Annotated in this window: 13 protein-coding genes and 1 pseudogene; 2 read left to right on the plus strand and 12 right to left on the minus strand. The window is 24.2% G+C overall.

The window, feature by feature from the left end; genetic code table 11:
* Positions 1-37: 37 nt before the first annotated feature.
* The 12 genes and pseudogenes from ACRYA_RS06640 to ACRYA_RS06690 form a co-directional block, all read right to left on the minus strand.
* Positions 38-286, minus strand: a complete 249-nt coding sequence (locus ACRYA_RS06640; protein WP_105918289.1) for a hypothetical protein — start codon at positions 284-286, stop codon at positions 38-40.
* On the minus strand, positions 283-1,074 hold the full coding sequence (locus ACRYA_RS06645) for a P-loop NTPase family protein (RefSeq protein WP_105918290.1): 792 nt from the start codon (positions 1,072-1,074) through the stop codon (positions 283-285). Before ACRYA_RS06645 ends, ACRYA_RS06640 begins: the two co-directional genes overlap by 4 nt.
* Positions 1,075-1,124: 50 nt before the next feature.
* The gene (locus ACRYA_RS06650) at positions 1,125-1,949 is read right to left on the minus strand and encodes a TIGR00282 family metallophosphoesterase (RefSeq protein WP_105918291.1); all 825 of its coding nucleotides are present in this window, start codon (positions 1,947-1,949) and stop codon (positions 1,125-1,127) included.
* On the minus strand, positions 1,946-4,369 hold the full coding sequence (locus ACRYA_RS06655) for a PAS domain-containing sensor histidine kinase (protein WP_105918292.1): 2,424 nt from the start codon (positions 4,367-4,369) through the stop codon (positions 1,946-1,948). The genes ACRYA_RS06650 and ACRYA_RS06655 overlap by 4 nt, the downstream gene beginning before the upstream one ends.
* Entirely contained in the window at positions 4,366-6,300 is a 1,935-nt protein-coding gene (locus ACRYA_RS06660) for a PAS domain-containing protein (protein WP_121443292.1), read from the minus strand. The genes ACRYA_RS06655 and ACRYA_RS06660 overlap by 4 nt, the downstream gene beginning before the upstream one ends.
* 2 nt (positions 6,301-6,302) lie before the next feature.
* Entirely contained in the window at positions 6,303-6,680 is a 378-nt protein-coding gene (locus tag ACRYA_RS06665) for a response regulator (protein WP_105918270.1), read from the minus strand.
* 1 nt (position 6,681) lies between these two features.
* Positions 6,682-7,143: a CZB domain-containing protein gene (locus tag ACRYA_RS10945; protein ID WP_265936546.1), complete on the minus strand. Its 462-nt coding sequence runs from the start codon at positions 7,141-7,143 to the stop codon at positions 6,682-6,684.
* Between the two features lie 3 nt (positions 7,144-7,146).
* Positions 7,147-8,085 (minus strand): annotated as a pseudogene (locus ACRYA_RS10925) (methyl-accepting chemotaxis protein); the annotation flags it as partial.
* Positions 8,086-8,136: 51 nt separating this feature from the next.
* Complete coding sequence (locus tag ACRYA_RS06675) at positions 8,137-9,255, minus strand: BaiN/RdsA family NAD(P)/FAD-dependent oxidoreductase (RefSeq protein WP_265936540.1); 1,119 nt, start codon at positions 9,253-9,255, stop codon at positions 8,137-8,139.
* A 45-nt stretch (positions 9,256-9,300) separates the two neighbouring features.
* Positions 9,301-10,521 (minus strand): ArsS family sensor histidine kinase, encoded by a 1,221-nt coding sequence (locus ACRYA_RS06680; RefSeq protein WP_105918273.1) that lies wholly within the window; start codon positions 10,519-10,521, stop codon positions 9,301-9,303.
* The gene (locus ACRYA_RS06685; protein WP_105918274.1) at positions 10,518-11,198 is read right to left on the minus strand and encodes a response regulator transcription factor; all 681 of its coding nucleotides are present in this window, start codon (positions 11,196-11,198) and stop codon (positions 10,518-10,520) included. Before ACRYA_RS06685 ends, ACRYA_RS06680 begins: the two co-directional genes overlap by 4 nt.
* Positions 11,199-11,227: 29 nt before the next feature.
* Positions 11,228-11,677 (minus strand): Spy/CpxP family protein refolding chaperone, encoded by a 450-nt coding sequence (locus tag ACRYA_RS06690; protein ID WP_105918275.1) that lies wholly within the window; start codon positions 11,675-11,677, stop codon positions 11,228-11,230.
* A gap of 146 nt (positions 11,678-11,823) precedes the next feature.
* On the opposite strand from ACRYA_RS06690, the gene ACRYA_RS06695 reads away from it, so the two are divergent.
* Both ACRYA_RS06695 and ACRYA_RS06700 read left to right on the plus strand, forming a co-directional pair.
* The gene (locus ACRYA_RS06695) at positions 11,824-13,581 is read left to right on the plus strand and encodes a sensor domain-containing diguanylate cyclase (RefSeq protein ID WP_121443293.1); all 1,758 of its coding nucleotides are present in this window, start codon (positions 11,824-11,826) and stop codon (positions 13,579-13,581) included.
* Positions 13,582-14,526, plus strand: coding sequence for an endonuclease/exonuclease/phosphatase family protein (locus ACRYA_RS06700; RefSeq protein WP_105918145.1), 945 nt, complete (start codon positions 13,582-13,584; stop codon positions 14,524-14,526). It abuts the gene before it with no gap.
* Positions 14,527-14,534 lie beyond the last annotated feature (8 nt).

Raw genomic sequence — 14,534 nt, forward strand, 5'->3', positions numbered from 1 at the left:
TAAACTTTTCCTATTTTGTATATATTTTTACACTTTATTATAAAAGATATTTTCCTATAAAAATACCAATAATTAAACCAATATTTAAAGCAACTGCCACTTTCATAATTGATAATTTTTTATCAGAATAAGGGAGCCTATTTACAACATCTTCTTGGAGTTTTAAACTCTCTTGAAAACTAGAAGATGCTTTTTCCAAATTATCAATTGATGTTCTAATTGCAATTTCGCTAAATTCCATTCTTTCAACAAGTTCTTTTGCTTGCTTAAAGCTCATTTCACTCATTTTTTAATCTCTATCCATTTATCTAAATCACAAAATATTTTATTTAAAGTATTTAAAACATAATCTTTTGCTTCAGTTTGTATTCTTCTAAAAAATAGATATTTTCTAGCGGCTTCAACATCTCCTAACTCTTTTGCTTCAATAGCTTTTTTAGCAAAATCTGTGTTATTGTAAGCCATTTCCCAAACTGTACTTCCTAAGTATCTGCTCATTGTGATAATCTTATCATTTTTAACTGGAAAATATTTTGGATCTTTTACAAAATCACAAATAACAGAGTTTGAATCAAGATATTTGTGTCCAAAAAAGTTTATGAATTGCTCATTATAATAATCTTCTTCCATAGAGATAGATCGTGTTAGAGCAAAAATAATATTATCTTCTGGATTTTTCTCTATTTTTTTAATCTTTTTCATAGTTGCAATTGCATTTTTCCCATCAAGCTCACCATCTCCTAAAGGAATGATCCACTTAACATTTCCAAAACTTCCAACTTTTTTTATCTCATCAAGTACTAAACTTGAAGTTTTATTTCCACCAACATCAACAATAACTTCATGCTTATCATCCATCAATATAAGTTCATCTAGTTCTGTGATTTTATTTGTTCCTAGCATTCTTTTGTTTACTATTTCAGTTCTTGTAAAAGATTGTGAATCATTATTTTCATCATCAATTTCTATATAAGTGATTTTTTTACCATGTTTTTTATACAAATATGGAGCAATAACTTGCATAGCAACAGTAGATTTACCTACCCCACCCTTTGTTTGAGGAATTATTATCATTTTATAAGCCTTTTTTAAACGAATATTCTTTGATTTTATCTAAACTATCATTAAATAATTATTGCGTCACTAATATGCAATTTGCTACTATTACAATATTTTTTTATCTTAAAAGAGTTGATAGCTTTTCCATCTTCTATATCTACTACCATCATTTGAAGTATTGCTTTACAAGAATTTGGAACCTCAAAGTGGCTACCAATTCCAGTTGTTGCTCTTTTAATTGGTGCTTTTTCATCCATTCCTATAACATTGTCATAACATCCAGTTAATCCAATATCTGTTAAATATGCAGTATTTTGAAAAATTTGTAAATCATCTGTTCCTACATGAGTATGTGTTCCACAAATTGCACTAACTTTATTTTTAAACATCATAAGCATAACTCTTTTTTCACTTGTTGCCTCACCGTGAAAATCTACAAAAATATTTTTAATATTTTGTTCCTCTAAATTTTTTATTAATTTTGTAGCCCAGTTAAATGGATTTTCAACCAAAGGCATTGCAAATTGTCCCATAAGATTTATAACTGCTAGTTTTTCATCTCTTTCTTCAACTTTTATATCACATATTTTCAAACCACTTCCAACTACACCATCTGGATAATTATCTGGTCTTAAAACATTTCCACTTTCATGTAAATATTGAACATCTTTTTTCTTATCAAAGCTATGATTTCCACCTGTAATTAAATCAATTCCACTAGAAAACAACTCTTTTGAACTATCAATAGTAAGTCCAAAACCATGACTTGCATTTTCACCATTTGCTATAATAAAATCTATTTTATGCTCTTCTTTAATAGTTTTTAAACTATCTTTTATAATCTTTCTTCCAGGGCGACCTACTATATCACCTATAAACCCTATTCTCAAACCTTATCCTCTTTTATTTTTTTGAGCCTTATTTCAAAAAGTGCTCCATTATCTTCATTGTAAGCTTTTATACTACCATTATGCTCTTCTATTATTTTTTTTGCAATAGATAGACCAATTCCCATTCCACCTTGACTTTTAGAACTTGTAAATGGTTCAAAAAGTTTTTTTAGTATCTCTTTATTTAATCCACCAGCATTATCTTTAAATCTTACAAGAATACTGTTTTTCTCTTCTAAAATATCAATTTTAAGCTCTCTATTTTCATAGTTTTCTATCTTTACTAATTCATCAAGAGCGTTATTTATAATAATAATCCAAATCTGCTCAATTCTTTGTTTTTGAATATTACTCATAAAAATAAATCTATTGTTGTCAATATTATTTATATCAAAAATTTCACCATTTAAATATATTTTACTAATATGTTTTGCTCTATTATGTGCCATAGTCAAAGCCGTAAGTATAGTCGCATATATATTAAAATCTGTTTTTTCACTTTCATTTGAATGAGAAATTTCTCTCATACTTTCGACTATATTTGCAATTCTGTTTAAACCCTCTTTTATTTTTTTACTATCTTGCAACATTCTATTTTTTATATCTGAATTTTCAAGAGCTTCAATATCGTAGTGCATAAGCTCTAAATTTCCTTTTACATATGTTAAAGGTGTATTTATTTCATGTGTAATTCCAGCAGATAAAACTCCAATATAGCTCAATTTTGCGCTTTTTAACTGTTCTTGATAATGGATTTTATCTTTTGTTTTACTTTTTTCTAACTCTTTTTTGATTCTTTTTTCAAGATTTAGATTTAATTCCTGAAGCTTTCTTTTGTCTTCTAGTGAGTTTATTATAAAAATAATTCTAGCCTTTTTTGCAAGTAAAATTAAAGATAGCTCAAGATGTATAGGAGTATTGTCTTTTTTTATAAATATCTTTTCAATTTTTAATATTTTTGTAAAATCAGCAATATCTCTTAACATATTTTCTAATAACTCTTTTGAACTATTACTAATTATATCAACTGGTGATAATTTAAGTATCTCCTCTTGCGAATATCCAAGAAGTTCTGATATTTTACTGTTAACTTTAACAAATTTATTTTCTAAATTCAATAATGCAATACCGCTATGAACATTTTCAAAAATAGCATCATACTCTTCAATTTTAAGATTCAAATCTTTATATAACTTATAAATTCTTTTTTTATCAGTTACATCTTGACATATTATATTGTAAGCAATTGTTTTATTATCTTCAATTTGCTCTTCAACGAAAATATCTACCCAAAAACTCTCTAAATTTTTTCTTTTTCCTTGAACATTTCTTAGTTCAAAAGTTGATTTATTTAACTCATTTTTTACAGCTTTTTTAAAAACTTGCTTCATATCTTTAAATACAAAAAGTTTATAGCTGTGTCCTAAAAGTTCGCTTCTTGAATATCCTAAGAAATCGCTAAAAGCAATACTTACTTCATTTATTATCCCATCTTTATCAATTTGAATAAACATAATATGCTCATTCATGATTTTTTGATTTTCATTTAACACAAGAGAATTTTCTACTATATCAAAATTTAATTTTTTGTTTTCATCTTCTATTTTCTTATTCTCTTTATTTATAATATATGTAAAAACAGATGCCAAAACTAAAGCTAAAACAAAAATTACAAAGACAACAACTTTATAATAATCTTTTATAAAACTATTTTTTTCATCAATACTTTTATCCATCAAAAAAGTATAAAACTTATCATTTTTTATAAAAACTTTTTTATAAATATATTCATCAATTGGAATTTGAATCATATCTTTATCTAAAAAATTGCCATTTGTATCTTTGATTAGTATTTTCTTATTGTAAGAGCTTGAAATTTCATCTAAAATAGCTTTTAAATCAACTTTTAAGATATAGAATTTATTTTCACCTCTAATTGAGAAATTTAAAAAATTATTCTCGTCATCTTCACAATAATTAAAAATATCAAACTTATTTAAAGATTGTAACTCTTTAAAATATGGCTCCATAAATATAGATTTTAATCTTTGCGAAAAGTAGTTATCTTTTTTATTTTTATTTATTAGTTTTAAACTCTCTTTTGAATCAAAATCAACAACTCTAAAAGTTGCAATATTTAAATCTTGAAACAAACTATCATTTACAATAGTTTTTAGCTCACTTTCATTTTTTATTTTTGATAAAATGGGCTCTATAAACAAAAGTTTTTCAGTATAAGTTTTTATATAATCTTCAAATTTTTTAGCTTGAGTATCTAAAATATATTCAACTTTTTTTACCTCTATTTTATTGCTATACATTGAGTAAAAGTTGTTAAAAGCAATATTTATAAGAAGTAAAAGTATCACAATAAAAATAGTAAATGCACCAAAAAGTTTTATATAAAATGAAGTTTTCAAAATATTTTTGCCTTTTTAAATTTTATATAGTAACTTGTGCTACTTTCTAAAATATTGCATAAAAATATAGCTTGATTTTTATCTGCTAAAAGATTCGCTAAATATATTTTTGAATCAAATTTATGCTCATCTTTAAAGTTTAAAAGCTGTTCCAGAAAATCTTTTTTTCTTATGTCTTTTATATTATCTTCAATTTTTAAAACTATTTCATCTGAATTTTCTTCTATTTGTAGTGAAATATTTACAATACTTTTTTCCAAAGAGTAATTTTTTACAAAATCTAAAATAGTAGAAACAATATTAAAAATAATATTTTTTAAATCATTATGCGCAATATTTAGCTTAATATTTTCATCAAAATCATATCTTATTTCAATCAATGAATTATCAATTTTTTTTGATATACTTTTTACAATATCAAAAAGATTTGAACTCATATTTTGTCTTGAAGAAAACAGAGTTTTTGTCTCATTTAACATATCAGATAAATCTCTTAATTCAGTTTCAATACTATTTTTTACCTCTTCTATTTTTGAGATGTCAAAATCTTTTTCAAGATTATTTAGTTTTAATAACTCGAAATATATTTTTGATATTGGAGCTTTCCATTGGTGTGAAAAGCTATCCAAAATTTTTGACATAAGTGCAACTTTTAAAGAATTCAAAGCTTTTTCATCTTGAATTTTCAAATCATTTAATCTATTTGATAGGTCATCTTTTAACAATCTATTTGTTTTTTCAAGTTGTTTTGTTGAAGTTATATCTGTTCTAATAGAAGAATATCCAATATGTTGTTTTTTCTCATTATATTTTGGAAACAACGACGTTTTAACCCAATATGTATTTCCAAATTTATCTATATTTTTTACTTCACCTTGCCATATTTTTTTTGCTCTTAATTCTTTCCAAAGGTTTTTATAAAAGTTTTGTGACATATCTGGATGTCTTAAAATATTTACATTTTTACCAATAATCTCATCTTTAGAATATCCTGATATTTCACAAAAACATTTTGTTACAAAAGTAATTTTTCCATCCAAATCAGTATCAAGTTTCAAAACATATCTATCTACTTGAGATAATAAATCATCATAACTAATTTTTAAAAGCTTATTTCTAAACTCTTGAACTTTTGATTTATAGAGTAAAAAAATAATAACTGCAAAACTAAAGCCAAAAAATATAGTCAAAAAAGTATAAAAATTATTTAATTTTTCTATTTTTACATTTTTTTCTAATAAGTTTGATTTTATATAAAGAGTTTTTTTATCTTCTAATTCAAAAATTGGAATTAAAACAAAAAGTTTGTTTTCTTCAATATCAGAAGAGTTTGAAACAAATTTTTCAAATATTAATTCTGAATTTGAATTTAACTTATTTAAAATTTGATTAAAATTAAACTCAAAATTTACAACTGCTAGTAAATTTAATTTTTCATCAATAATTGGTTTTGAAAATAAAATCATGCTATTTTTTTCACTATATTTTATAGCAACAACCTCTTTTTTTAAAGCTACTACTTTTTGAGTAATTTGTATATTAAAATTATCATCAAAATTTATATCTTGAAAGTTTAGTATTGGTTTATTGTATATAGAGTAAAAACTAATATCATGTATTCCTAAAGTTTTGTAATATGAAAACTCTGGCTCAAACTCAAAATAGAGCTCATCTTTTATCTTATCCTCATCATTTTTTTGTAAGATAGATATTAGTTTTTTGTTTTTTATAAATCCATTAAAATATATAAAATCACTTGTTTTAATCAACTCTTCATAATATCTATTATATTTAGTTAAAGTCTCGTGCTTATAATCATCTATAATATATTCAAAACTACTATTTTTAAACCAATTTATTACAAAAACAGATATTGAAAAAGATAAAATAAAATATAAAAAATACCTAAAAATTAGGTTTTTATTTTTCATATTTAAGCTTCTAGAACTTCAATTACCTTCTTTTCCAATGAATCAAGAGAACTAAAAGGTTTCATAACATAGTTTGTTGCACCTATTTTATGAGATTTTAAAACTTTATCCAAAGTTGAATAAGCAGTCATCATAATAACTTTTTGATTACTATTTATCTCTTTTAATTTTTCCAAAACATCAAGACCATTCATCTGTGGCATCATAATATCGAGTAAAACTAAATCATATTTTGTGCTATTATTTATTGAACTCAAAGCAGAAACAGGATTTGAAAATGTTTGAACACTAAAATCTGGATTTCTATTTAGAAATCTACTTAGCATATCCAAAATTTCTACTTCATCATCTATTACTGCGATAGAATATTTTTTACTCATATTACTTCTCCTCGTTGAATAATTTGTTTGCAGCTTCTTTCATAACTTGCTCATTTTTCTCTTCAAGAATTCTATCTAAAAATATAAACACTTGTTCACTTGCTTTTTCAACAAGATCAATTTTATCTTCAATTAACTCTTTTGAGCAAGATATATCATTTCCAGAACACTCATTTGCAAGAATATTTGCCTCTTTATGAACAATTGAGTGTGGATTATCCAATCCTTTATAAGAGTGTGTGAAACTAAACTCTTGTTTACCAAGTCCTGTATTATACCACTGCCCTAATCTACACTGCGTATGATCAACTGGTTTGAAGTTATGAGAATTACCAAAGATTAGTTGATATAAATTATTTTTATAAATAACATGATCAAGTTTTGCAAGATTTATAAAAATTTTATTTGAGATACTTTCAACTTCAAAAACAGCTCTATTTGAATTTTTTTGGAATGTATTCATTAATTTACTCAAAGACTCAATTCTTCCTTTTGTCTCATTTACAACAGCAGTAACAGTATCTGAACTCTCTTTTATCTTTTCAGTCTCTTTTTGAATAGTTGTAACTACATCTTTTATCTGTTTTGCAGCATCTGCACTTCTACTAGCTAGATTTCTAACCTCTTGTGCAACTACGGCAAAACCTTTTCCTGCTTCTCCTGCAGTTGCAGCTTCAACTGCTGCATTTAGACTTAAAATATTTGTTTGAAATGCTATTTCTTGAATAATATTTATAACTTGAGCAATATCTTTACTTTTTGAAACCAAAGACTCTACAACTTCATTTTCACTTGCAATCTCTTTGTATAAATTATCTGTATCAATTACAACTTCTTTTGTAAGTGTTAAACCTTGAGTTGAACCAACAGCAGTCTCTTTTGACTCTTTTTGCATATCTTGAAGCTCTTTTAAAAGTTCCAAATATGTAGTTTGAGTATCACTTAAAGATCTTGTCATATTTTTATTATGTCGCTCTAAAAGTCCACCTTCTTTGTTATCATGAATAGATGTTTTTACCAAAGATACAATATTGTAGTTATTATAATTTTTTACAGAAATTTTTGCTTCGCACTCTTCAAGAATTACTTTATCTTCATTTGATTTAACAGCATTTACTAGTTGTGAGAAATCTTTTATATTTGATTTTGATAAATCATTTACAAAAAAAACTTTACCATCTTTATCTAAAACTACAACACCTTCTTCTTGTGAAAAAGCTGAGATAGCTTTGTAAAGTTCAATCTCTTCATCTTTATTTTTAATAATATTTTCTAGTTTTAAAGAGTTTGAATTAGTCAAATTTTTCAATTCATTATCTTTATCTTCAAGTCTATTTTTAAGCTCTAAAATCTCTTTATTTAAACTCTCTATCAAAATATCATTTTTTTTGTTTCCAAAGAACATAAAACAATCCCCTTTTGTATTATTATTGTTTGAAAAGTATCTAAAAATAACTTAATTCTTATTTAGGTCATTTGCACAAATAAAAGCTTGAGAAAATACTATTTGGAAATTAAAGCCCCCTAGTTCTCCTGTTAAATCCAAACACTCTCCTATAAAATATAAATCTTTTTGTTTTAAACTCTCAAAAGAGTTATGATTTATCTCATTTGTATCAATACCACCTTTTGTAACCTCAGCTTTAGTAAAACCAAAATTTCCAGCAGGACTTAATTCATAACTTTTTAGAAGTTTTAATTTATCTAAATCTTGTTGTGTTAATTTTGAACAACTTTTATCTTCTAAATCTACTGAAGATAAAAACTCTTGAATAAATCTTTTTGGTAAAGGAAGTGCAGTTGAAATATTTTTATTTCCAATTAAAAAACTTTCTAATTTCATATTTGGTAAAAAATCTATTTGAATTTTTCCTTTTTCCCAATATAAAGAAGATGTTAAAACAGCTGGTCCACTAAATCCTTTATGAGCAAAAAGAAGATTTCCTTCAATTTTCTTTTTTCCATCTTTGCCATCTACAAAAATATTTACAAATATTGATAATCCTGATAGCTCTTTAAACCAAAACTGTTCTTTTTGAACAGTAAAACCTACGAGAGCTGGATTTAATTTGTTAATTGTATGGTTAAATTTTTTTGCTATATCAAAAGCAAAACTCGAAGCTCCTAAAGAGCTATAAGATAATCCACCACTTGCAACTACAACTTTTTTTGACTCTATTTTTCCATTTGATGTGTGAATCGTAAAAAAATCATTAAAATCTAAATCCAAAACTTTTGTTTCAAAATATTTTTTAATATGAGAAGTTTTTAAAGCGAACATATCAATAACATCTTGACTAGAGTTACAAAAATATGTTCCTTTAACAATTTTAGGGTTAATTTTTGGAAAAACTTGATTTTTATTTAAAAACGCTAATAAATCATCTTTTGAAAAATTTTCTAAAATCTCTTTTGCAAAAGTTCTATCTCCTAAATAGTTATTATCACTTACAAACTCATTTGTAATATTGCATTTAGCTCCGCCTGAAACCTTTATCTTTTGACCTATTTTGTTATTTGATTCTATTAGGCAAATATTTTTAAACTTTTTTTTATCCAAATTTGAAGCAAACATCAAACCACTTGCACCTGCTCCAATAATAGCTATATCAAAAATTATTTATCCTTTTTTGATAGTAAAAATATTTTTACTATCTTCATATTTATAAAGCAAATTATATCCATTTGCCTTTAAAATATTAAAAACAATATAAAGACCTAAACCAAAAGACTCATTTGAGGATTTACTATAAAAAGGTTCAAGATATTTTTCAAAATCTCCTTCTAGTTTTTTTCCACTATTTACAAATAATATATCTTCATTTTGTGTTAAAATTTCAACTTTTTTATCATTTGAATATTTTATTGCATTATCAATTAAGTTTTTTATAGCTATTGAAAATAGTTTAAAATTTACATTTAATTTTATATTTTCGTAAGAATTTTGAACACAATTATCATCTATCATCAAAATATCTTTTGCTTCATCCAATAAATCTTCTAAGAAATAACTCTTTTTTTCTAAAACTCTATTTTGTGAAATAAGTTCTTCGATTGTTGCAAATTCATTTATTAAGCTTTCTAAACGATTAAAAACCATCTTTAGTTTTTGAATATTTTCATCATTTTGTTCAAGTTGTAAAAGAAATTTTCCTTTTGTAATTGGAGTTTTAAGTTCATGCATAATATTTCTTATAAAAATATTTCTTGACTCTTTTATATTTTTAAGTTTTATTGCACTCTTTTTAAACTCATTTGCTAAAAGTGTAACTTCATCTTTGCTTCTACTATTTAATAAGTCAAAATCAAACTTTTCATCACCTAAATTTATAACTTTATCTTTTAACTCTTTTAGTGGAAGTAATTTTTTTAGAGTATTTATATACAAAATTGTAATTACAATTAAAAGAGAAACAAATACAAAAATAGTATAAAAACTATTTGTAAAATTCTTGCTTTCTAAATCTTTTATTAAAATTTGATTATCTAATTTTTCAAAAAAAAGATAAATTTTTCCATCTATTTCAAATATTTTTAAAGTTTCATTATGTTTATTTGATCTTGCAAAAATCATTTTTTTATTATTACTTAGAATATTTTTTATTTCTTCTTTATAATCAAATATTTGATAATTAATGTCTAATAAGTTTTTATGTAAATCTTTATCAAAATAAAATTTCTTACCACTTACCATTTTTATTATTGGCTTATATTTTTCAAAGATTTGTTCATTTTTTTTGAAGTTTTCATGGCTTAATAAAAATATAAAAGAGATTATCAATAAAACAGATGTTATAAGAAAGTTTAGTGTTGTGGAAAATATTATTGAATTTTTATTCATTGTACAAATTTATATCCCATTCCTCTAATTGTTTGAAGATATTTTGGCTCTTTTTGATTATCTTCTATTTTATGTCTTATTCTATTTATTATAACTGCAAGTGAACCACTACTTTCATAATCACTATTTAAAATATCAGAGTTTTCAAAAATATCATCTCTACTAACAATAAATCCTTCTCTTTTTATAAATAAACTTAAAATCTCAAACTCTGCAGCCGTTAATTTTATAGAAAATCCATCTTTACTAATATCTTTTTTTTCTTCATCTAACACAAAAGTTTTTTTAATATTTAACTCCTCTTTTTCTATTGATTTATTAAATCTTCGTAAAATTGTTCTTATTCTTACTTCTAACTCTCTTGGGTCATAAGGCTTTGGTAAATAATCATCAGCACCAAGTTTTAAAGCCGTTACTTTATCACTTATATCACTTCTTGCACTTGAAATTATTATTGGAATATGAAACTCGTCTACAACTCTTTTACAAACATCTAATCCATCCATTCCAGGAAGAGTCAAATCTAAAATTAGTAAATCAAACTTTTGTAGTTTTAAACTAGAAAGAGCCAAAAATGGCTCTTCAAAATTTACTACTTCAATATTAAACTGCTTTAAATACAAAGATAAAACCTCTGCTAATTCTAAATCATCTTCTATCATTGCAATTTTTATCAAAGGTAATCCTTCTTTTCTTTTTTTAATTTTTAGTCTTCAAATCTTTGTTTCATCTTTTCTTTTCTTAAATCAAGTAAAGTTCTTAATTGCTCTTTTTGTTTTGAATCTAAAACTTTATAAGCTTTATCAATTAAATCTGCATGTAACTCTTGATTTTTCTCTCTTTTATCTTTCATTATTTTACTAAATTTATCTTTATCGAAACTATCCTTAGTAAATGCATCACAAGGAAGCTCTTGGTTTTTGTTGCTTTCACTAATTATTTTATCTATTTTTGATTTTTGATCTGCTGTTAAATTTAGCTCATAAAACATTCCTAAAATACCATAATTTTGTTTTGACATTTTTTTACCATCTTTTTGATTCATAGGACAATTTTGAGCATCTTTTCTAAAATCAGAATTTGCTCCACCTTGTTGTGCGTACAAACCACTTACTAATATTGAAGCTAATGCTAAACTTGAAACAATTTTTTTCATTTTCTATCCTTTTTTTTGATATATGAAATTATTACATAAGTAGTTTAACAATATTTAAATTTTAAATTAACGCAAACTTAATATAAAACAAATAATAATGTATATTATGATAAAATTCAATTACTTAATAAACGAAAAGGTTAAAATTGAACTTATCAAAATTTATTACACAACTTATATTTTTAGTTGCTTTTTTTTCAATTTTATTAGTATTTTTGGTATCTATTTTTTTTCAATTTAATAATTTAGAAAATGATCTAAATCAATATAAATTCGAGTTTACTGAACAGAAAAAAAGAGAAGTTAGAAATGAAGTTTTAATGATTTATGGACTTTTACAATATAAAGAAGAGTTATTAAGAAAAACTGTAGAAGATAGATTAAAAGATAGAGTAAATCAAGCTTATGCCTTAGCTATGGATATTTATAAAAGTAATAAAAAAACAAAAACTGAAGATGAAATAAAATATTTAATTGCACAATCTTTAAATAATTTTAAATTTAAAGACCACAACAACTATTTTTTTATAAATAGTAACAAAGGTCAAGGTATATTATTTGCTAATAAAATAACTCTTGATAAATATGTAGATATTTGGGATTTAAAAGATTCAAATAATAAACCTATCATACAAATTCAAGCAAACATAGCAAAAGAGGAAAAAGAGGGATTTACGACAAATAGCTTTACAAAACCAAACTCAAATGATAATCTTCAATATTCTAAAATATCATATATAAAACTTTTTGAACCTTTTGATTGGCATATTGGAACAGGCGAGTATATAGATGAACTAATCAAAAAGAATCAACAAGAGATACTAGATTGGTTAAATACTCTAAAATATGAAAACAGTAATTACTCTTTTTTAAATACTACAGATGGATATACTTTAATTTTTGAAGGAAAAAGAGTTGAGCCAAAGCCTCATCCATTTCCTGAACTATTTAATCAACAACTTGAAACTGCAAAAAATCCTAATGGTGATTTTTTTGAATATAAGTTTAAAAAACCAAATAGCAATGAAGAGTTTGATAAAATTTCTTTTGTAAAAAAATATGAAAAGTATAATTGGATTATTGGTTGTGGAGTTTATTTGGATGAAATTAATGATGAATTAAAAAAGAAAGAAGAAATTTTTTATCAAAATATCAGAAATCAAATTACTTCAATGATAATTGTATTTCTACTTATTTTAATTGGTATATATTTTATATCAAAAAAAATAGGAGATTTTATAAATATTAATATAAATAATTTAGTAAAAGCTTTTTCAAAAGCATCTTTAGATAATAAAAAAATAGATACAGAAAAATTAACTTATACAGAATTTGTAATTCTTGCAAATAATTTAAATGAAACTTTGGAAAATAAAAACAATCTCGAAAAAGAGCTTCAAAATCTATCAATTACTGATGAATTAACTCAACTTTATAATAGAAGATTTTTTAATTCAAAAATTGAAGAAGAGATAAATAGAGCAAAAAGGGAGAATAAACATCTTTGTTTAATGGTTTTAGATATTGATTTTTTTAAACAATATAATGACACTTATGGGCATCAAAAAGGTGATTTTGTTTTACAAGAAATTTCAAAAGTATTAAAAAATAGAACAAACAGAGCTAGTGACTTTGCTTTTAGAATTGGTGGTGAAGAGTTTGCAATACTTGTAAACTTAGAAAAAAATAGAATTTCTGAATTTGCGGAAGCTATAAAAAATGATATTGAAAATCTTAAAATTGAACATTCAGGAAATAAAGTATCAAAATATGTAACAACTTCTATAGGTGTTAATTTTAAACAAGCTGATGAGTTAAAAAATATTGATGAACTATTTAAAGTAGCTGATGATAATCTTTACGAAGCTAAAAAAAACGGAAGAAACTGTGTGGTTATACAATAAATGATAATAAAAATTGCTACTTTTAACCTTTTTCAGTTTTGTTCACCTGAGTTTTCATTTTACACAAAAAAAGAGAAGTTTACAAAAGAAGATTGGGAAGAGAAAAAAATTTGGATAAAAGGGCAATTATTAAAAATAGATTGTGATATTGTAGGCTTTCAAGAAGTTTTTTCACAAGAAGAGTTAAAAGAGTTAGTTTTTGAGTGTGGATTTAAAGAGTTTGTTGTATCAAATAAACCAAAATTAGATGAAAAAAATAATGTTTATAAAACAACAACAGTAGCCTTAGCAAGTAAATTTCCAATAAAAGAGATTAAAAAAGTTTCAAAAAGTGATAATTTTACTTTTGCTAGAGAACCTATAAAAGCAACACTATCTTTAAAAAATGATTTAGAGATAAATGTATATGTAGCTCACTTAAAATCAAATAGATTAAATGAGTTTGAGTATAAATTCACAAAAGATTCAACACTTGAAGAAAAAAAATTAAAACTTGACATTGCTCTAAAAAACAACTATTCACTATCACTTAAACAAAGATTAAATGAAGTAAAAGCACTTCACTTCGATATAAAAAAAGATAAGTTACCCTCAATTTTACTTTGTGACTTAAATGATAGAGAGTTTTCAATAACTATTGATGCTTTGACAAATAAGAGATTTTATATAAAAGAGTTAAAAAAAGATGATTTTATACTTTTTGATAGTTATGATATTGCTCCAAAAAAAGTTTATAACCCACATCCTGAGTTTAAAGGTTTCAAAAGAATACCTACAAGCTATTTTGTAGGGCACGGAAATACGCTTGATTTTATTTTCGTATCAAAAGATTTAGAAAATAGTATAAAAAATCATAAAGTTTTTGATGAGCATTTACAAAAAAATAAAAATGGAACTCTAAAACAAAGTGATCATGCTCAAGTTGTTTGTGAAATTGAGATTTAAAATATTAA

Origin of the sequence: Aliarcobacter cryaerophilus ATCC 43158, from assembly GCF_003660105.1 — a bacterium.
Classification (GTDB): Bacteria; Campylobacterota; Campylobacteria; order Campylobacterales; family Arcobacteraceae; genus Aliarcobacter; species Aliarcobacter cryaerophilus.

Excerpts from the sequence above, each read along its gene's own strand:
- ACRYA_RS06640 (WP_105918289.1), bottom strand. The coding sequence starts at position 286 with ATGAGTGAAATGAGCTTTAAGCAAGCAAAAGAACTTGTTGAAAGAATG.
- ACRYA_RS06645 (WP_105918290.1), bottom strand. The coding sequence starts at position 1,074 with ATGATAATAATTCCTCAAACAAAGGGTGGGGTAGGTAAATCTACTGTT.
- ACRYA_RS06660 (WP_121443292.1), bottom strand. The coding sequence starts at position 6,300 with ATGAAAAATAAAAACCTAATTTTTAGGTATTTTTTATATTTTATTTTA.
- ACRYA_RS06665 (WP_105918270.1), bottom strand. The coding sequence starts at position 6,680 with ATGAGTAAAAAATATTCTATCGCAGTAATAGATGATGAAGTAGAAATT.
- ACRYA_RS10945 (WP_265936546.1), bottom strand. The coding sequence starts at position 7,143 with ATGAATACATTCCAAAAAAATTCAAATAGAGCTGTTTTTGAAGTTGAA.
- ACRYA_RS06675 (WP_265936540.1), bottom strand. The coding sequence starts at position 9,255 with ATGTTTGCTTCAAATTTGGATAAAAAAAAGTTTAAAAATATTTGCCTA.
- ACRYA_RS06680 (WP_105918273.1), bottom strand. The coding sequence starts at position 10,521 with ATGAATAAAAATTCAATAATATTTTCCACAACACTAAACTTTCTTATA.
- ACRYA_RS06690 (WP_105918275.1), bottom strand. The coding sequence starts at position 11,677 with ATGAAAAAAATTGTTTCAAGTTTAGCATTAGCTTCAATATTAGTAAGT.
- ACRYA_RS06700 (WP_105918145.1), top strand. The coding sequence starts at position 13,582 with ATGATAATAAAAATTGCTACTTTTAACCTTTTTCAGTTTTGTTCACCT.